Annotated in this window: 19 protein-coding genes and 1 tRNA gene; 3 read left to right on the top strand and 17 right to left on the bottom strand. The window is 56.7% G+C overall.

Features of this window, described 5'->3' with window-relative positions:
• Positions 1-12: 12 nt before the first annotated feature.
• From H8B15_RS12630 to H8B15_RS12605, 6 genes are all read right to left on the bottom strand, one after another.
• Positions 13-927, bottom strand: a complete 915-nt coding sequence (locus tag H8B15_RS12630; protein ID WP_187320050.1) for a MerR family transcriptional regulator — start codon at positions 925-927, stop codon at positions 13-15.
• 112 nt (positions 928-1,039) lie between these two features.
• Positions 1,040-1,519 carry a sterol desaturase family protein gene (locus H8B15_RS12625; RefSeq protein ID WP_187320049.1) on the bottom strand — a complete coding sequence of 160 codons (480 nt, stop codon included), beginning with the start codon at positions 1,517-1,519 and terminating at the stop codon, positions 1,040-1,042.
• A 133-nt stretch (positions 1,520-1,652) separates the two neighbouring features.
• Positions 1,653-2,465, bottom strand: a complete 813-nt coding sequence (locus H8B15_RS12620; protein WP_187320048.1) for an enoyl-CoA hydratase/isomerase family protein — start codon at positions 2,463-2,465, stop codon at positions 1,653-1,655.
• Positions 2,466-2,636: 171 nt separating this feature from the next.
• Positions 2,637-4,877 (bottom strand): ComEC/Rec2 family competence protein, encoded by a 2,241-nt coding sequence (locus H8B15_RS12615; RefSeq protein ID WP_187320047.1) that lies wholly within the window; start codon positions 4,875-4,877, stop codon positions 2,637-2,639.
• 157 nt (positions 4,878-5,034) lie between these two features.
• Positions 5,035-5,475 carry a GNAT family N-acetyltransferase gene (locus H8B15_RS12610; RefSeq protein ID WP_343069158.1) on the bottom strand — a complete coding sequence of 147 codons (441 nt, stop codon included), beginning with the start codon at positions 5,473-5,475 and terminating at the stop codon, positions 5,035-5,037.
• A 96-nt stretch (positions 5,476-5,571) separates the two neighbouring features.
• Positions 5,572-6,690, bottom strand: coding sequence for a PhoH family protein (locus H8B15_RS12605; protein ID WP_187320046.1), 1,119 nt, complete (start codon positions 6,688-6,690; stop codon positions 5,572-5,574).
• A gap of 127 nt (positions 6,691-6,817) precedes the next feature.
• Here H8B15_RS12605 and H8B15_RS12600 point away from each other — a divergent pair, with 127 nt between their 5' ends.
• The 3 genes from H8B15_RS12600 to H8B15_RS12590 all read left to right on the top strand — a co-directional run bounded on the left by H8B15_RS12600 (position 6,818) and on the right by H8B15_RS12590 (position 8,437).
• Positions 6,818-7,612, top strand: a complete 795-nt coding sequence (locus H8B15_RS12600; RefSeq protein WP_187320045.1) for an SAM hydrolase/SAM-dependent halogenase family protein — start codon at positions 6,818-6,820, stop codon at positions 7,610-7,612.
• A gap of 179 nt (positions 7,613-7,791) precedes the next feature.
• Positions 7,792-8,328 carry an iron-sulfur cluster co-chaperone HscB C-terminal domain-containing protein gene (locus tag H8B15_RS12595; RefSeq protein WP_187320044.1) on the top strand — a complete coding sequence of 179 codons (537 nt, stop codon included), beginning with the start codon at positions 7,792-7,794 and terminating at the stop codon, positions 8,326-8,328.
• Positions 8,329-8,355: 27 nt separating this feature from the next.
• A tRNA-Leu gene (locus H8B15_RS12590) sits at positions 8,356-8,437 on the top strand.
• A 131-nt stretch (positions 8,438-8,568) separates the two neighbouring features.
• On the opposite strand, the gene H8B15_RS12585 is transcribed toward H8B15_RS12590, so the two are convergent.
• From H8B15_RS12585 to H8B15_RS12535, 11 genes are all read right to left on the bottom strand, one after another.
• Complete coding sequence (locus H8B15_RS12585) at positions 8,569-8,991, bottom strand: BLUF domain-containing protein (protein ID WP_187320043.1); 423 nt, start codon at positions 8,989-8,991, stop codon at positions 8,569-8,571.
• A 65-nt stretch (positions 8,992-9,056) separates the two neighbouring features.
• On the bottom strand, positions 9,057-9,461 hold the full coding sequence (locus H8B15_RS12580) for a hypothetical protein (RefSeq protein WP_187320042.1): 405 nt from the start codon (positions 9,459-9,461) through the stop codon (positions 9,057-9,059).
• A 359-nt stretch (positions 9,462-9,820) separates the two neighbouring features.
• Complete coding sequence (locus H8B15_RS12575) at positions 9,821-11,149, bottom strand: DUF4270 family protein (protein WP_187320041.1); 1,329 nt, start codon at positions 11,147-11,149, stop codon at positions 9,821-9,823.
• Positions 11,133-12,143: a Kelch repeat-containing protein gene (locus H8B15_RS12570; RefSeq protein WP_187320040.1), complete on the bottom strand. Its 1,011-nt coding sequence runs from the start codon at positions 12,141-12,143 to the stop codon at positions 11,133-11,135. The genes H8B15_RS12575 and H8B15_RS12570 overlap by 17 nt, the downstream gene beginning before the upstream one ends.
• A gap of 504 nt (positions 12,144-12,647) precedes the next feature.
• A complete protein-coding gene (locus tag H8B15_RS12565; protein ID WP_187320039.1) occupies positions 12,648-13,235 on the bottom strand; it encodes a Spy/CpxP family protein refolding chaperone in 588 nt (195 codons plus the stop codon).
• The gene (locus tag H8B15_RS12560; protein ID WP_187320038.1) at positions 13,228-13,569 is read right to left on the bottom strand and encodes a hypothetical protein; all 342 of its coding nucleotides are present in this window, start codon (positions 13,567-13,569) and stop codon (positions 13,228-13,230) included. Before H8B15_RS12560 ends, H8B15_RS12565 begins: the two co-directional genes overlap by 8 nt.
• Entirely contained in the window at positions 13,562-14,137 is a 576-nt protein-coding gene (locus H8B15_RS12555; RefSeq protein WP_343069157.1) for an RNA polymerase sigma factor, read from the bottom strand. Before H8B15_RS12555 ends, H8B15_RS12560 begins: the two co-directional genes overlap by 8 nt.
• A 308-nt stretch (positions 14,138-14,445) precedes the next feature.
• Positions 14,446-15,336, bottom strand: a complete 891-nt coding sequence (locus tag H8B15_RS12550; RefSeq protein ID WP_187320037.1) for a DUF6929 family protein — start codon at positions 15,334-15,336, stop codon at positions 14,446-14,448.
• 145 nt (positions 15,337-15,481) lie between these two features.
• The gene (locus H8B15_RS12545; RefSeq protein WP_187320036.1) at positions 15,482-17,512 is read right to left on the bottom strand and encodes an OmpA family protein; all 2,031 of its coding nucleotides are present in this window, start codon (positions 17,510-17,512) and stop codon (positions 15,482-15,484) included.
• Positions 17,513-17,704: 192 nt separating this feature from the next.
• On the bottom strand, positions 17,705-17,905 hold the full coding sequence (locus tag H8B15_RS12540; RefSeq protein WP_187320035.1) for a hypothetical protein: 201 nt from the start codon (positions 17,903-17,905) through the stop codon (positions 17,705-17,707).
• A gap of 452 nt (positions 17,906-18,357) precedes the next feature.
• Positions 18,358-18,999 carry a response regulator transcription factor gene (locus H8B15_RS12535; protein WP_187320034.1) on the bottom strand — a complete coding sequence of 214 codons (642 nt, stop codon included), beginning with the start codon at positions 18,997-18,999 and terminating at the stop codon, positions 18,358-18,360.
• Between the last annotated feature and the right edge of the window lie 43 nt (positions 19,000-19,042).

Here is a 19,042-nt window from a genome sequence, read left to right as displayed (position 1 = left end):
CAGTCGTTCCACTTAGCTCAGGACTTCTGTAGGCTCCGGGTGTAGGCTCAAAGAGTTAGCTAATGCCAGAAAATCGGTCATCAAGCGCAGCTGTACCGCAGTGGCAGGTAGTTGCAGGCATTCGCGCTGCACCAGTGGGCCATACAAAAACAAGGGCGTGTGCGGATTAGTACGAGCCAGCTCCTCCACAAAGTTTTGCACCTGGTCGCGCTCCGGCACCGACGTAAGCACCGTGCACAAGGCGTAGGGCTGGTAGGCCTCGCATACTGCTGCCAGTTCTTTCACGGGTAGGCTTTGGCCCAGGTACAACACGTGGTGCTGCCGCGCCCGCAACGCGTAGCTCATAAATAGCAAGCCCAACTCGTGCAGCTCGCCCTGCGGCAAAAACAACACCCAGCGCCGGGCTTCTGTTGGAGGCACGTAGGGTAGAGCATCAATAGCGGCCACCATCTTCTGCCGTATCAGGTTGGATACCAGGTGCTCCTGCGCCGGATTAATGGTCCCTACCTGCCACATAATCCCTACCCTGCGTAGGAAAGGATACAGAATGTGCAGCATGGCTTCTTCGAAACCCAATTGGTCGAGAGCAGCGGCTATTTGCAGTTGCAACTGGGGCTCGTCCATGGCCACGGCAGCGGCTAGCAAGGCATTTACCTGCGGCACATAATCCTGACCCTCTTCGCCGCACTGCATCACGGCCTGACACAGTTCCTGCTCCGAGAGTTGGGCCACGCGCGAAATACGGTGCCCGCGGTTGCACAGCGTTGCCACGTTCAGCAGGCGGCGCAAGTCGCTCTCGCAGTACGTACGGATATTGGTGGAGGTACGCACCGGCCGCAGGATACCGTAGCGCTGCTCCCACATCCGAATGGTGTGTGCTTTTATTCCGGAGAGATTCTCCAGGTCGCTTATTGAAAACTTTCCCACGGCTGTTTTTAATTAATAATTACAAATGAATAATTATTAATTTTTCTCTATTCCCTTTTTATATGATTGTCACCTATTAACTCAACACCCCGCTGAAAGTTTTAATTAATACTTAGTCATTATTAATTATCTTCTTCCGCTGTCGCGCCATCTCTAAATATTTTGGCGACACCCACAGCAAACCAAATTCCACGGAGCCGTCGCGGCCGGTGGTTTTGTGGTGCATTTTGTGGGCCATGTTCAGTGCCCGCAGGTAAGTATTTTGTGATTTGCGCCAGAACCGTAATCGGCCATGAATCAGTACATCGTGCACGAAAAAATACACGGTGCCGTAGGCTGCAATGCCCACGCCTACCCAAAACCACCACCGTTGGCCGTTGTCGCCGGTGATAATGAGCGCAGCCGACAGACCACCGTACAACAGAAAGAATAGGTCGTTGTGCTCGAAAGGGCGTGGACTAGGCCGCACATGGTGCGAGCGATGCAAAAACCATAAGGGACCGTGCTGCACAAATTTGTGCATGAACCACGCCCAAAACTCCATTCCCAGAAAAGTAGCCGTCGTTACGGCCACGGCTGCCAGCGTTGTCATAGGGTGGTAACTTACTTTGTGAGGGTTTGTTTTCGGCGTTCTGTTCGCGCAGGTTAAAAAGGCTCCTATAACGTGGTTGTTTACACAGCACGTTGCGCATTATTTTGCTTTCCAAAAAGACAATAATAGCTACTTAATTTCCCCAATTTATTTTCTCTCGATTTAAAAAAGCAGCAATGCCCCGGCGGCAATCCAGGGAACTGCGGGCTTCGGCGTTGAGCTGTGCCACGTAGCGCAGGCTGTCTTCTAACGGCATTTCGGGGAGGCGGGCCAGCATTTCTTTGGTTGCTTCCATGCTTTGCGCTGAGTTTTCGACGCACAGGCGACGGGCAAACTGCTGCACCTGCTCGTCTAGTTCCGCTGCCGAGGTTAGAAAGTTGATTAGGCCGAACTCCTGTGCCCGTGTGGCGGAAATAACATCACCGGTCAGCAGCAGTTGCTTGGCGCGGCTCTCGCCTACCTTGCGTAGCAGGAAAACGCTTACAATGGCCGGCAGAAAACCTATTTTCACTTCGGTGTAACCAAACTTGGCCTCGGGCACGGCAAAAGCGAAGTCGCAGACGGTTACCAAGCCACAGCCACCGGCCAGCGCGTGGCCCTGCACTTGGGCAATGACAACCTTATTGAGCGTATAGATCTGGTGAAACAGCTGCATGAGGTGGGTGCTGTCGGCCAGATTATCGGTGTAGCCAAAGCCTTGCAACTCCTGAATGTAAGCTAGGTCGGCGCCGGCGCAGAACACGTTGCCTGCGGCCCGCAGCACAATCACTTTGCAGTTCTCGTCTTCTTCGGCGGTGTCAAAAGCCAGCTTCAGCTCAGTTACCATCTCAGCACTGAGGGCGTTGCGCTTTTCGGGACGGTTTAGGGTAATGTAGCCAATGGCATCGCGGCACTCATATCGAATATAGCGCAGGGCTTCCAGCTCCTTGGTAAGTATCGTATCCATGGTCGGCGGGGCTAAGCAGTGAAAGAGCGGCCGTCCACCTGACGCGTAACAGGCTCGACTGCTCCGAAATACACAGGGCAGTAAAACCAAACGTAACGAAAAGAAGGCAACCGTGAAACTATATAGCGCAAGTCAGATGAACTGGGTTGCGCGGCAGCGGGTTTACCTTCTTTATCGAGGAAGCTGAACCGTATAGGCGCCTTGCACCGTGACATCGTGCACCCGAAAACCGGCGGCCCGCAGCACGGAGTCTTGCCGCGCCACATACCACGACCGGCACGACGAATCGAACACCACCCGCGCCTGCCGGCCAAACACAGCAGCCAGCACCTCGGGCGACACGCGGGCATTGCGGCGCAATACCACCACATCTACCGGCTGCGGCTGGGTAGCGCTGCTTGGCTTTCCCGATACAAAAGCCAAGCGCACGCCCCGCCACACGCTAAGCACCAAACTGTTGTCGGCCTTTGTGGCCGGTATCGGCGCCCCGCGCCAGCCGGGGTAGTAGGCTACTTGCCGGGCCTCGCGCTGAATGATGCCGGGCACAATGCGGTAGGTTCGCTCGGTTTCGGTGAGGGGTAGGGAATCGGGGGTAATGATGGTGGCCGACGCACCTTGCCAGAAGCCCACCGCCGAGCGGCGCGGGATGCTGTAGATAATTAGATGCTCGTCGGGGGCGAGTTGGTAGGCCGCCCACACGCGGTTGCCAGCAAACACCCCTAGCAGGGCACACGCGATGCCCAGCCACGCCAGCCGCCGCGCCGCAAAAAAGATGAGTAAGGCTAGAATCACCGCAAAAATCAGCCACGCTTGCAGAGCCGTGATGTGGATACCCGCGATGAGGGCGCCGGGAAGGGCATGGCCAATCCAGAAGATGTATTCGTTGAAGAACCAGATCATCCACTCGAACAATACTGCTACGGCGCGCGGAGCCCAGTCCAGCACCGGCGCGGCAGCAGGTAGGGCCAGTGCCAGCAAGGTAGTCAGCCCCTTCACTACCAGCAGCACAATGCCTACATACACTGCCCCCGAAGAGACGGGCACCGCAATCAGATTGGAAAGCAGAAAGCTGAGTGGAAACTGATGAAAATAGAACAACCCCAGCGGAAACGTGGCTACCTGCGCCGCCAGCGACAGGGCCGTGGCCTGCCAGGTGGCATCAAGTAGTTTGCCCGCGCCGCGCCACACGCGTTGCTGCCACTGCGACTGCCAGGGCCGTAGGTGGCTCAGTGCCCAGTCACGCAGATCGAACCACCCCGCAATGCGCGGCTGCAAATGCACGATGCTGAGCACCGCCAGAAACGACAGCTGAAACCCTACATCCACCAGCAGGTAGGGATTGTAGCAGAGCAGCACAAACGCCGCCAGTGCCAGCGTATTGTACATGCTACTCTGCCGGTCTAAGGCCCGCGCCAGAATGATGAAGGAGAACATAACGGCTGCCCGCAGCACCGACGCCGAAAGGCCCGTCAGAAACGCGTAACTCCAGATAACGGCCAAGCCCAGCAGCGCCGCCACCAGCCGAAAAAACGGCCCGCGTCTACCCGGCACCAGCGTCAGCACCCACGATACGGCCCCAAACAGCAGCCCTACCTGCAACCCCGACACGGCCATGATGTGCGTGGTGCCCGTATTGGCGTAGGCCTGTTGGGTTTGCTGATCTACGTCGTCTTTGATGCCCAGCACCAGTGCCGCCGCCAGGGCGTACTCGCGCTTGCGGTGCACGTACTGCTTGAATACGCCCTCGATGGCGCGGGCAGCGCGCAGGCTCACGGCCACCAACGCATTGGGGGGCGCTACGCCCGTTTTCAGGTATTGATCGGGGTGCACAAACTGCTGATGGTATACCTGATGATAGGCCAGGTAGCGGCGGTAGTCGAACTCGCCGGGGTTGAGCGGGGCTTTACTGGGTGCGGGCGCGCCGCGCACCAGCCACACGTCGCCGTAGCGCGGCAGGACCACGTCCCTCCCCTGCTCCGTGCGCGGCACTGATACTCGGATGCCACCCGTAGCCGACTGCCACTGCCCGGCCACCCGCACCGCTTGCACACGCACGGTGGTAGCGTAGGTAGCGGGTCGCACCACAGAGGGTTCATCCACCACAGCCCGGTAAAATTCAATGTTACTCTCAAAGTAGTAGAGGTGGTCGGCGCGGCGCGACTCAGTGGCGTGCTGCGTGAGTGTGAGGCCAGCCACGTACAGCACCACCAACGCCAGCAAACCTGCCGCATCGGTAGGGCCAGGGGTAGGCTGACGGGCTGTCCACAGTTGAAATACGATGTAGCTGAAAATCAGCGCCAACAACACCCATTGCAACTCTGGCAATACGGCGCCCGCATACAGATACGTGAGAATACCAGCCGCCAACGCCAACGTCAGGCGCACGAAGGCAATAGGAGCCCAATGCAGCATACAATACGCGGGATAAAGTGAATAGAAAATCGATTACATAATCCGATAGGACGCTAGCTGACCGTATAAAAAATATGCCATTCAACAAGCAAACGAGGAACCCGAGGTGCCGCAATGGCTGCCTCAGATTCCTCGTTGCACTCGGAATGACATGGTATTATTTCCGCAGTTCCATTTTGTAGTGCTCAATATCGCATTCCGAGAACTGTTCGCCTACCTTCTCAAACCCGTGCCGCTCGTAGAAGCGCACGGCCGGTAGCTGGGAGTGTAGGTAGACCGTAGCATCGGGGTGGGCCGCCCGCACATCTTGTAGCACAGCGCGCAATAGGGCTGCACCGGCTTCCTGATTGCGGTAGCTGGCCAGCACAGCAAACCGCTCCAGCTTTACGCCTTTGTCGGTGGGGCGCCAGCGGGCGGCACCGCAGGGCGTACCGTCGGCCGATATGGCTAGGTAGTGGGTAGCGTCGGAGCGGTCGTGCTCATCGTATTCGGCATCAGGCGGCACGCCCTGGCCCTGTACAAATACAATCTCGCGGATATGGAGGGCAGAGGCTATTTCTTCGGCGGTGTTAACTTGCTGGGCGGTCATAGAAGGCATAAGAAAGGTGAAACGACAAGCAACAAATAAATGGGTTCTTGCAAAGAAAAAGCGGCCAGAACTATATCCGGCCGCTTCTCTCTACAAAAACATTCTTTACAACTGCTGCTCGTGGTTCACGGGCAGGTCCTGCATGCCGTCGTCCTCGGGGCGGGCGTCGGGGTGGCGGGCTGGGTCGGCGGTTTCGCGCACGAACCGTTGCTGACCGTTGCGGGGTGTGTACTCGCGGGGCGGGCGGTTGGCCTGCTCGCGCTGCTGCTGCACATCGAACTTGTCGTAGGCCTGCACAATTTCCTTCACCAGCTTGTGGCGCACCACGTCGTCGGCACTCATCTCTACGAAGCCAATGCCGTGCACCCCTTTCAGAATATCCAGGGCCTGCATCAGCCCCGATTTCTGCTTGGTGGGTAGGTCGATCTGGCTCCGGTCGCCGTTCACCATCACCTTGGCCGAGGGACCCATACGGGTCAGAAACATCTTCAACTGCGAAGGCGTGGTGTTTTGGGCCTCGTCCAGCAGCACGAAGGCGTTGTTGAGCGTACGACCGCGCATGTAGGCCAGCGGAGCAATTTCGATGATCTTGTTTTCCTGGTAGAACTTCAGCTTTTCGGGCGCAATCATGTCCTCCAAAGCATCGTAGATCGGGCGCAGGTAGGGGTCTACCTTCTCCTTCATATCGCCGGGTAGGAAACCCAGGCTTTCGCCGGCCTCCACCACCGGGCGCGAGATGATGATCTTCTTGACCTCCTTGTTTTTGAGCGCCCGCACCGCCAGCGCCACCGATACGTAGGTTTTGCCCGTACCAGCCGGCCCCAGCGCAAAGGTCAGGTCGTGCTTCATCACCGTGTCCACCAGCTTCTGCTGATTGGGCGTTTTGGCTTTGATCACGCCGCCTTTAGCCCCAAACACAATCACATCGGCAATGGGTGCCGTGGCCATAATGCGCTCCTGCTGCTCGTCATCTACGGCCCCAATATATTCGCTCACGGTGCGGTCCGTAATCTGGCCATATTGGTGGTAGTGCTCAATGAGTCCCGATAGGATTTCATTGATGCGGGTAATGACGGGCGTCTGGCCCTGAATCTTAATTTCGTTGCCGCGGGAAATGATTTTACTACCCGGAAAGGCAGCCGCGAGTTGACGGATATTCTGGTTGTCGGGCCCCAGGAAATCAAGTAGGGACACGTTTTCGAGCGTGATGACTTTCTCGACCAAATCAGGAATTTTTAGAGGGATGGGAATACATGAAAAGAAGTATCGGCTATCGGTTTCCACCGAAAAGGCCTACTTTTGCCGCCCCCGCAGGGGGTAAGCAATAGTACGAATAACTCAGGATTTTGGCATGGGGTTGATTACGTTTCTGTCTGACTTCGGCTACCGCGACCATTACGTGGCGGCCGTGAAGGCGCGGATGCTGCAACTAGCCCCCGCGCAGGCGGTGCTCGACATCAGCCACGCCATCGAACCCTTTAACATCGCGCACGCCGTTCACGTTCTCCAAGCGGTATTTCGTGATTTCCCGTTGGGCACGGTCCACCTTATCGGCGTCAACGATTTGGGTAGTGCGCAGCCCGCCTGGCACGCCGCCAGCTACGAGGGGCACTATTTTGTAGTGGCCGATAATGGCATCCTTTCGTTACTCACGGAGGGACGCCCCGAGGAAGTGGTACGCTTGCAAGCCGCTCAGCCTACCCCCTCCCCCACCCGCGACATTCTGACACCGGCGGCCGTGCACCTGGCTCAGGGCGGCCAACTCACCGACCTCGGCCTGGAAACCGCAACGTTTCGCTCGCTGGTGAACCGGCAGCTACGCTTGCAAGACCACCGCATCACGGGTCATGTGGTGCACGTCGACCATTATGGCAACCTCATTACCGACATCACGCGCACGGCTGTGGAGGCTGTCGGTCATGGCCGCATCGGCACCATTCGCTTTGCCCGTGAGAGTGTACAAGAGTTGCACCCACATTACCAAGCAGCCCCTCCCGGCGACGTAGCATGCATCTTCAACAGCCAGGATCAGCTTTGCATTGGAATCAACCAAGGCAATGCAGCTGAGTTGCTGGGGCTGCATTTCGACTCACAGGTAGAGGTTCACTTCCCATCGGAGGTTTCTATCGCGGAGGTAAATGCTTGATTACTGGCTGCAATTGAGCTTTTTATTTCTGTTTTTATATTATGTTAACTAGAAACATATTTTCAAAGTGTGCTGTCTTTGCTCGGTTCAGCTGTGCTATTCTTTACCCTGCCGAAACCCGTAGCCAGTAAGCTTGTTACTTACTTCTATCTCGCACTGGGCGCCAGCTTTCTTCTCTTATGACCACGGATTACTTCGAATTTTATCATCTCCCTGAGAGCTTCCGGCCCGATGAGGCTACTATTAAGCGCCAGTATTATGCGCTCAGTCGCGAGTACCACCCCGATTTCCACGCCACGGCCCCACCCGAGCGCCAGCAGGAAATCCTGCGCTTGGCTACGCTCAATACCAACGCCTACCGCACCCTCTCCGACGCTGATGCACGCATGGCCTATATTTTAGGCCGTCACGGCCTCTTAGAAGAGGGAAAACAGGAGCTGCCACCAGATTTTTTAATGGAAGTGATGGAGCTAAATGAACAGCTGATGGAGCTGGAATTTGACCCCGACCAGGCAGTAGTAGAGCGGGTGGAAAATGAGGTTAATGAACTGAACAACACCTTAGAAGTAGGCATAGAACCCGTATTAGTTGGGTACGACCAGTTACCTACCGATGCTCGCCCGCAAGCCCTACAGCAGATCCGCACCTATTATTTGAAACGGCGCTACCTCTTGCGTATTCGAGAAAGTCTCACTAAGTTTGCCACCCGTTCGTGAGTTACCGACCCGAACGGTTGTTCAGAAGCCCAGATGGCGGAATCGGTAGACGCGTTGGTCTCAAACACCAATACCGCAAGGTGTGCCGGTTCGACCCCGGCTCTGGGTACTAATACAAAAGCCCATGCGAAGCTTCGCATGGGCTTTTGTATTAATCTGGTTCCTATACTTTAGCTGCCCCTTTTCTTCACGATGAGTACGTGTAGAAGAAGCGAGGCGCAACTTAAAAGAAATCCTACGCTATTTCCTTGGGTTCAGGATGAAGGACTTCATCATTTCTAGGAGAAGTGAATCAGCAGCGTTTAGCCCAGGTGCCTTTAGATCTAATGCGTCCGGCTCTACGTAGCCTTGCAGTTGAGTAAACTCTTCTGACGACACTGTTTTGAAAGCCATCGACCATTGGCTGAAGTTACGCTGCATAATCTCCTTGTCGGCAAGCTTTACCACGTTTTGGTGTCGTGGGTCGTTTAACAGCTTCGCATACAGCAGTACCAAGTCATTTTCAGCTCCTTCGATGATTTGCATGAACTGATTATCACCATAAATCAGGGCGCCTGTGATGTCCTTTGCTTCGTTGGCGGCGCGGGCCTGCAGCAGCAACTCCCGCAACTGCTCCTCGCTCATGGGCTCTACGCCCCGGCTCATATAAATTATCTGGTGCATGCAAATGGTGTGTTTGGTATGTGTCGAAAGATAAAGCCCTTTCCCGATACCCCCACCCAACTGCCTTATAAGTACTTTGCCAAGTACGTCTGCGCCTCTTTAAGGCTACTGAATGTATGGGGTGTTTGCGCAACGGGGGCCATTTCTTCTAGCAGTAATTGCACTGATGCATCTTCTTCCGATAGATAAACAGTGGAGAGCTGATTGGGCCGCATTACATTGCTCGAGTACCATTGCTCTTGTATCCAGCGTTGTTCGTCTAGCGTTAGCGCCTTCATATTGCGTGCGTCGCACAGGATGCGCTGCCAGCCTCGGTCTACCAGAAAGCTACCCAAGTATTCCAACAGATTCCGCAAATCGTTTGAACGACGTGTCAAGGCATGATAACGTACCAGAGCATACCCATCGGAATGCGCGGCAATAATACCAGCTGTGTTTTCGAAAACGATGGGTAGAGCGACAATAGGCATAGATAAATGCAAAATCTGTTGAAACTCAACAGTGCAAATACATAGCCATTTTGTTGTATTATATTAATATTATTCCAAGAATAAGACAAACAGGAGGTTTATATTCATAGAATATATTCGTTAACTTATTTATAAGCAGCTTTTTAATATATAGGAACTGTTTTTCCCAGTAAAAGACAAATCTTCTGATCTTTCTCCTTTAAGAAAGTGCCTTTTCATACTCTGTTATTAGCTTCCCTATTGGGAGTTAGTATGGTTATGCTAGATCTGCTTTGATGATGTGTGATAGACAGTTCAGAACCTCTATGAAAGTCTTACTATGCATGGTAGCAGGACTTTATAGAGGTTCTATTTGAAAACTAATCAGATTTTGTGTAGTAAATCCGCAACTGCAGCTGGTGGCTGGTGTTGCGAAAGCTACCGAGTATGGCCCGATCCGGCGACTCGGCAGAACTTGGACTTAGTAGCAGCCCAGTGTTGGTGGAAGTGCGGCGTACCAAGCCGGCGAGGTAGGCCGTCAGGTCGAGCGTGTACTGGCCTTGTTGCAGTCCCGTACGTGCCGATTGCGCAGTGGTGTATGAAAAGGTGTGCGCAGTACCATCGGACGTGGTGAAAAGGGCACCAGCCCGGTTGGAAGCATCCGTGAGGCGTAGAGTGAGCGAGGTAGGAGGTGGCATATACGGCCGCTGCTCGGCGCTGGGTACTTCTTCTAGCACGAGCTGCGCGGATACGATGGTAGCCATTCCGCTAAGGTCATTCAGGTTCAGCAGGTACGGAATTTCGATCTTGGTGTATAGTCCCAGGCCACCTTCCACAAAGGTTTCCTCGGCCGTCTGGCTACTGGGTACTGCTTGCCGGGTGTTCTGCAACGACGCCAACAACGTGCCGCGCCGGTCGTTGCGCAATTGGTAGAAATGACGGGTAGAAACCGGAAACTCCTGCGTGAGGGCCGTAGACGGACTACCCGAATCGTGGTAATACAGGGTGAGCCCGGCGGAAGTGGCGGCGAAGCGAATGAGCGCAGCATTATCGGTGCTATCGGGCGTTACAACCAAGCCTTTCAGGTAGTAAGCCAACTCGTCTGCTGTGCTTAAGCGGCCAGCCCGGCCCAGCGTCATCAACTCCTGGCCTAGTGCATCGGGTAGCCGCAGCCGGATGCTGCGCGCACCAGACCGGGCCCGCATCGTTTTCGATACCAACGGTTTGCTGGCGTAGGCCAGGGTGTTTACCGTATAATAGGTAGTCGTTGGCGAAAACTGTTCGGTGAGGCGATGCACCTCCAGATGCTGTGTGCGGGTAGTGTCGCCGTAACGGTAGGCATCGGCCGGCAACACCAGTACCAGCGAGTCAAAAGTGCTGGTAGACACGGGCGTGAAAGCCGATTCTAAGCCCAGCTGTACAAAACTGCGCGCTTCTACCGTGCCCAGCCGCGAGTCGCGGTATCGGCCTACCAGTAAATAGGACGAGGTGGAGGTAGGCACCGAGTCTAGCAGCACCGTGCTGGTGCGCACCGTAAATGTATCAACGTAGACGCCCCCTGCGCCATTGGTCGCCTGCATATCCAGCCCAATGTCGTTGGCTTCTTCGCAACTGGTCAGCAGCAGTGCTACCAGACTACCCATCAACAGGAGCAGTCGCCCGATTAGCCAGCCGCCAACCGGGCGGCGCTGCTTAGTTTTCTTCCTCATCGGGTGCAAGCTGCCAGAAGTCATCCAGGCGTAGAGAACCTGTAAGGCCGGTACCAATATAGCCGTAGTTGCCAATGGCAAAGCCTACTGCCTGGGAGCGTGCCGCGCCGCTGAAGTTGCTCAGTGGGTTTTTCTGCGCCCAGGCATCTGCCGAGGGCGAATACTCCCAGCAATCGGCGCGTACGCCGCTGCTGTTGCCCAGTGCAATAAAGCCCCGGTCGCCAATCACGAAGCTGGTGGCATTGTCGCGCGGGATAGCGCTGTAGTCGTAATCCAGATCCGTATTCAACACCAGCTTGTTGTGCTCAGTCCAGACTTCGCTGGCCGGGTCGTAGGACCATACATCGGTCTGATACACGCCATTATCGGAGCCCAGCAGCAGGTAGCCTTGGTTATTGAGCGCGAAGCTGGTAGCGCCCAGGCGCTTGTTGCCGCCGAAGCTGGGCTTCTGCGTCCAGGTATCGGTGGCAGGGTCGTATTGCCAGAAATCCTTCTTGTAGTTACCGTCGTAGCCGGTGCCTACGTAGCCTTTGTCGTTGATGCTGAGCGCCGTAGCGCCGTAGCGGGCCGAGCCGCCGAAATCAGCCTTTTGGGTCCACTTGTCGGTGGTTGGGTCGTACTCGTAGAAGTCGCCGAGGCGGTTCACACCGTCGTAGCCGGTGCCCACGTAGCCCTTGCCATTGGCCGAAAACCCTACGGCCATGTAGCGCGCTGCCCCCGGAAAATCAGCCTTCTGAATCCAGGTGTTGGTGTTGGGATTGTACTCCCAGAAATCCTTAAATCGAACCGTGCCATCGGTACCCAGGCCCACGTAGGCCCGGTCGCCGATAGTGAAGCTGACGGCCGAGCTACGGGCCAGCCCCTCAAACTGCGAGCGGGAGGTCCACACGCCGTATATCGTGGCAGTATCGTCGCTGTCGTCGCTACAGGAGGTCAGGCTCAGCAGGCCAACCACTACCAGCCATAGCAGACTGCTATATCGTTTTGTTTGCATCAAAAAAGAGAGATTTAAGGGAATTACAGAAGATGGCGTGGGCACACGTTTTCCCTACCCAGCTGCCAGGCAGCCAGGCAATGGCATGAGCCAAGCCAAGAATTGAGCAGGGTACCCACTACCCTACCACACGTCACGTTCACGTGGGTAGGGCATCGGCAGCTCGTCAGCCACCGGTGAGCACCACATAGGAGAGTCGCCTACCCAAGCAGCCGTTGCATGCCCGCTTCTTTTCGTTGAAAAAGATGGCGGCACGCATTGCAGTTGGGTAGCCGCCTACCCCTAACGATCCGAGGAATCCAGCGTAGCTGCTCCCTGAATTCGTGTGCTATCACCATCATGCAGGATTAGACAAGCTTCTTTTTAAAACCCTGCGGCCACCTCGTGTATTTTTTCAAAATGTATTCGCGCAAGCCACGTTGAGGTCAAACGGCAGTCATACAGCTGCATTCGGATGCGAGAAAAGAGGCGAAAACCGCCTGGGTTTTCGCCTCTTTTTCAGTATTAAAAGGGTGGCGGTCCACTAGGAGTACCGGGTCCGCCATGGCCGCGTCGTCCTGACCGCCAACCAGGCCTGGGCATACCCTCACGACGGCCGGGAGGGCCGCCCCCGCCGCGCAGCATGGGCAGCTCGGCCAACACCTGCGTTAGTTGCTGGCGCTGCGCGGGCGTGCACAAGGCGGCTATTTGCTGAAAATGGCGGAGCGTGAGCACGTCAACCTGCGTCATGGCGGCGTGGCCGACGGCGGCACGCTGGGCCAACTGCTGGTCGGTGAGGGTCGTATCGTCCAGCAGCTGAAAATAGTTGAGTCTATTAGTGTGGGCGCGTTCCATGAGCGGGCGCATCTGCCGAAAATACATAGCCCGTAGGCTATCGAAGCGCGTGCGCTGGGCGGGCGTGAAGTGCAGCCGCTCGGCCAGGAAACTCTCGGCGCCTTCTGGTCCGGGGCCACCGCGGGGGTGCCAGCCGCCCGGCATCCGGGCAGGAGCCAGCCACAGCCAGGCTAGCAGGCTCACGTTTAGTATTACCAATACGATAAGGCTTCCCCATAACAGGCGAAAGCTCGACAAGCGCGGGGGAGGGCTATTCATACGCAACAACGTAGGGAGTCAGTTGATATTCGGAAGCGAAAGAGTCGAGGGGTGTGGTAGCAGTTGTGGAAGCAACCGTACGCTGGTAGGCGAAATGCAGTACGGCCCCCATGTTGATGGCTACCAGCAGGATAAGCACCGCCACCAGGTAGGCGGGACGCTGGAGCCACCAAGGCAAAGCGCCGGTTTTCGTGGCAGTGGCATCTAGCCGGGCCTGTACGCGGGTGAAGAGAAACGGGGTAGGCGCCGCGGGTGGCAGGTGCCGCAAACGCTGTAGGTCGGCCTCCAGGGCGTCGTCGGGGCCGGTTTGGGAAGGTAGGTGCGAATCAGGCATGGTAGTAAGACTGTAGTTGTTTGCGGAGTGCCTGCTTGGCGCGTACCAGCAGCGACTCGACGGCGGGAACGGTGGTTTCCATCACCGCCGCTATTTCCTGATAGCTCAGGTCTTCGCGGTAGCGCAGCGTGAAAGCCACTTTCTGCTGATTTGCCAGCCGATCAATAGCCCAGAACAGCTGCTGCATCCGCTCCTGGTCTTCCAGCAACACCCCCGGATGGCGAAAATCGGGTGGGTGGTGCTGCACTTCGTTGTTGTCGCCGAAGAGGGTAGTTAGAAAAGCGAAACGCTTCTTGGCTTTTCGCTTTTGAAGGGCGTTTAAGGCGCGGGATGTGGCAATCCGGTACAGCCAGGTAGTAAGGGCCGCATCGCCCCGAAACCGCCCCACGGTTTGGAACACTTCTACGAACACCTCCTGCGTGACGTCCTCCGCTTCCTCGGGCGACTGCACCAGGGCCAGCACCGTGTTATAGATGCGGGTTTGGTGACGCTCTACTACGGTGCGGAAAGCGGCTTCGCTACCCTGGCGGAGCTGCTCCAGCAACTGGGCCTCGTCGGGAAATGACACTGACAAACGGGAACTACTAGGTGTTTCGGCGGGAGAAACAAGCGGACTAAGAGCAACTGCCCGCTCGGCAAGGCGCATCGGCGGCTGATAACCGGCCAGCGTGGTCATTTACGTTTGCAGCCACTCGGCCAAGCAGTCGACTTGCTACGCCCTACCCCTGACCCACTCCCCATCATACTTCTCTTGTACACAAACATAGCAACGCAACCTGGTTGATTACACCACGTTAGGCCGCATTACTTGGCATTCCCTGCGGTCGGCTGTCACTTGCAGCCGTTTTTTGTAAAAAAACTTCTGAAAACGCGTTTTCAGCTACGTATGGCGGCTATCAGGGCGGTGGAGCCGCCGGCATCATCGTCGGTTACCAGCAGCAGCTCATAGTGCCCACGCCCAATGCGCCGCCGCACGGCCACGCCTTCCACTTTGCGTAGGTAGGGTTGGCCATCCGGCTGCACCAGTGGCACCCACCTGGGATTTTTGCCGGGTTCGGCCATGCCTACCAAGCTGCCCAACACAGCTCCATCGGCCACGGGGTCGAGTGTATCTTCTACGGAAGCTGTTACGAACAAGCGCCCATCGTACCAGGTAGCGCCAGATAATCCGGCTGCATGCCCGGCCACCGTGGGTAGCGCCAGCACCTGCTGCTGGATAGTGGGCGGCTGCGCGGTGCGGAGACGAATGAAATCCAGTGCCGGCCCCAGCGGTAACCGAAACGACAGGTTTTGTGCCCCTACCCCAATGCCCCGCTGAAACAGCCACAGCTCCGTGGTAGTGGCAGCAGCAGCTTCCAGATTCAGGCTGATGCCGGCCGGAAGTCGTGCCCGTAGCAGCTTATACAACGGCCCCAGCGCCACAGGGTACACCGTAGCCGCACCATGCAGCAGTGGCACCCAGAACCCTATTTCGCGGGTAGGTGCGCTACCCGACCCAAAGGTCAGCAGGCCGGTTTCGCCGGTAGGTAGGGTTAGCGCGGTCAGGCATTCCAGGTCGGGCTTTTCGGCTTTGGGAATGCGGCCGGTGCTGAAGTGCGCCGTTTCGAACAGCGTGGTAGGTTGCCCTGCGGCCAGCGAGGCCGCATCCAGTGTGTACAGGAAGGGGCTATCGTCACCTACTACATACGCCCGCTCACCTATCAACTCTACCCCCGACGCAGAGGGGAGGTCCGGCAATATCAGTTCGTGCAGGATGGTGGCTTGCATGGGGCCTGAGTAAGGTCGGTTACGGGGTAGAGACACAACATTTTGTGTCTAGTCGTTGCGGATGTTGTTTCATCATATAGATGCCGACTGCTCAACGACGAGACACAAAATAGTGTGTCTCTACTCTGCCATCACCAACGCTAAGCTAATCCTTGGTAATGGTGAACTCTACGCGGCGGTTGAGACGGCGGGTTTCTTCGCGGGCGTTGCTGGCGCGGGGCTTGGCGCCGCCGTAGCCCACAGTAGCAATGCGGCTGGCGGCCACACCGCGGCTCACGAGGTAGCGCTTCACCTCCTGCACCCGCTCCAAAGAGAGCTGCACATTCAGCTGCGGATTGCCCACGTTGTCGGTATGACCTTCCAGCTGGATGCTCACGGCGGGGTTGTCGGCCAGGGTGCGGGCCAAGCGGTTTAGTTCTTCGTAGGAAGCGGGCAGCAGGTCGTATTTACCCTGAGAGAAAATCAGGGTAGGGAGCTCCAGCTTGGAGCCCACGGCTGCCGGCACCAGCAGCAGGTCGCGGCGCATGGAGCCAGCCACCGTTACGGTGTCGGAAGCCGTGAGGAAGCCAGTGCTGGTGGCCGTGAGGCGGTACTGGCCGGGCGGCAGCGAAAACTGGTAGAAGCCCGTGCCCGCATCGGTGCGGCCGGTGGCGTTGAATACCATGTCGGAACCCAGGCGCACAGCCCTTACTTCAGCCGATACGGCCTGGCTGGTTTTGGTGTTCAACACTTTGCCTGTGAGCATGATGCGCGCTGCTACGGATTTGGCCGTAGTATCGGGCGCAGGCGGCTCCTGCGTCACGCCGGTGATGGTCCGAAACAAGTCGGCGGGGGCATCGAGCTTGGGCGCCGAGGCAAAGAACGCGTGCTTGCCGTCGCTAGACACCGACAGGTAAGCATCAAACCCTACCCCATTAATGGAGCCGCCCAGGTTGCGCGGCGCGCTCCATGAAGTCCAGCTTAGCGTATCCAGTCGCGTGCTGGCAAAGATATCGGACCCACCAAAGCCAGCATGGCCGTAGGAGGAGAAATACAGCGTTTTGCCATCAGGCGACATCCAGGGCGCAAAGTCGTAGCCCGGCGAGTTGATGACGCTGCCCAGGGTTTGCGGCTCGCTCCAGGTGCCATCGGCCAGGGAGTAGCTCACATACAGGTCGTTGCTGCCCTGCGTGTCGCTACGCTCAATGGAAAGCAGCAACACTTTCTCATCGGGCGTCATAAAGAACGTGTTCGACGGACTCACGGAGTAGTAGTTGCGGATGGGCAACGGCTCGGGCAATGCATTTTTACCCTTGGCTCCCGGCACAGCCCGCGACACGCCTTCGTCGCGGAAGGAGTCGCGGGTGTAAGTACCGCGTAGCAGCAGGGCTTTACCATCCTCCAGTACCGACATCACGCCGTTGTTCTGGGCCGTGTTCAGCCCTTCGAGGCGCGAGGCGGGGCCCCAGGTTTCGCCGTTGTCGGCAGAAGTACTCACCCAGATATCCCCCGACTCGGTGTTGCCTTCCGTGTTGCCGGCGTATTTAGTGCGGGCCAAGTAGAGGCGTTTGCCATCGGGGGTAGGCACGGGTTGTAGCTCGTTGGCGGGTGTGTTGAGGGCTGCTAGAGGCCGCACGGGGCCAAAGCCAGGCGCCGTGACGTCAATATTGAGTTGCAGCTTGAACAGGCGCCACTGCTGGGTAGCACGGTTTTGGGGTGCCTGCCCTACCACGGGCGTTGCGTTGAAGCGGTCGGCGCCGGCCAGGGCGGCGCATTTATCATTGCCGCGGTTGATGAGCTGCAAGGTGCCTACCGGGCCGGTGGGCACCAGGGCCCACTGCTGGTAGAAGCTGCCCGTCCAGGGGCGCTGCACAATTGGCGCGTTTTCGTCGGGGCGCTCCAGGGTTAGGCACATCGTGCTGTTGCGCGACTCGATGCGGTAGTACTGGCTGCCGGCCATCACGGGCACAAAGCGCCATTGCTGGCTGCGCGCCTGATTGAACTCCCACTGCACGGCAGCAGCACCGGCTTCGGCAGATGAGTTGGCAATATCGAGGCTGCGGCCGCTACTGCGGGCAATAATACCGTACCAGGCGCCTTCTTCGGGCATGATGCCCGCCGTTTGCGCCCATCCAGATTGACCTACTCCTACTACCAACAACAGCAGCCACAGGCCGCGAACTAGCATTGAATTCATGTGTGCACAACAGATGAAACGGCCCGCAAGTTAGCCCAAATCTGCAGCCGGACGTAGCCAACAACTTATTCTACGGATAAGGAAGGTAATAATGACTCTTGTTTAAATGCCGAAACGCCGCCCATTGCCTACTGGCAACGGGCGGCGTTTCGGTTTGGCTGACGGCTCGCGCGCAGGCAGCGAGCAGCAGTGCTATTTGGTGTTGTTGATGTACTTGAACCGTACAAACCGGTCGTTTTCGTAGATGGCCGCGAAGTGGCCGCCAGACGTGCTCTGCACCTCTTTTTTGGGTTCAATTGTCCGGCTGGGTGTAGCAGTAGTGGGCACTGCAGGGTAGGAGCCGGGAGCCAGTGTTGGGACATGGCAGATAAAGGAGAGGATTTTTGATGCCATAGATGTGTTTGTTAAATGAAGCTGTATAAAAGAAAGAGTCTGATGTCCTCCGCTGTAATGATTCAAATGTAATTATGTTCTTATTTAGTAGAATGATAAAGAGAACTATTTTTTCTTGGCTAAGTTAAAAATACCTAGTACCCCGTAGACCTTTCTCCGTACTGGTACGGAGGAAAATTAGACTGTAGCGGTTTCTACACAAGCTATACTGAGCCGTGCGCCTACTTGCCATTTAGTTTTGCTGAACAAGCTCTACGGACACTTTTAAACTTACAAGCTCAACCGTGGAAGAATTTCTGGCGGGACTCTACGACCATGTACTGCTTTTGTTGCCTTCTCCCAGAAAAAGCCTAGCTCTTCTTACTAGTGCTGAGCTTACCGCTATTTAATAAGTACAAATACGGACCCATTCAGGCTCCCCTATGGTAGATTCGTTAAGCCGCAGATTTGGGTCAGGGAATCAGCTTGTGCCGTAGGGCATATTGAATCAACCCCACCACCGATTTGGAGTTCGTCTTCACTAAGATGTTCTTCCGATGCGTTTCCACCGTTCGCTCGCTAATGAAGAGCGTTTCGGCAATCAGGTTGTTGGAATACTCGCGGGCAATCAGGCGCAGAATCTCGTGCTCCCGCGCTGTCAGGTTTACGGGCGTGGCACCTCCAGCGGCGGAATGTTGCAGGAGCGTGTTGCCTACCTCCTGACTGAAAAAGGTACGGCCCGCCGCAATGGTCCGGATAGCCGTGCTTAGTTCTTCGCGGGTTGTGTTCTTCAGCAAATAGCCCATGCCGCCGGCGTCCAGCACTTCGCGTATCTGGGCGTAGTCGTCGTCCATGCTCAGCACCAGCACGCGTACTTGGGGGTGGTGGGTGCGGAGCGCACGTGTCAGCTCCACCCCCGACATCTGGGGCATATTCATGTCTATCACCGCCACCTGCACTTCCGGATGCGCAGGGAACTGGGCCAGCGCCTCTGGCCCGCTGCTCGCCTGCCCCACAATGCAGATATCGGCCTCCGGGTGCAACAGCGTTTTGACGCCCTCCAGCACCAGCGGATGGTCATCTACCAGATATACGGAAATACGCTGTTCACTCATTCCAGTCTAACACAATGCCGCGCTGCGGCCTGATTTTACCATA

The organism is Hymenobacter citatus, assembly GCF_014333615.1.
Taxonomy (GTDB): Bacteria; Bacteroidota; Bacteroidia; order Cytophagales; family Hymenobacteraceae; genus Hymenobacter; species Hymenobacter citatus.
The sequence above is the reverse complement of the archived record's forward strand: the minus strand, read 5'-3'. Positions and strand labels throughout refer to the sequence as shown.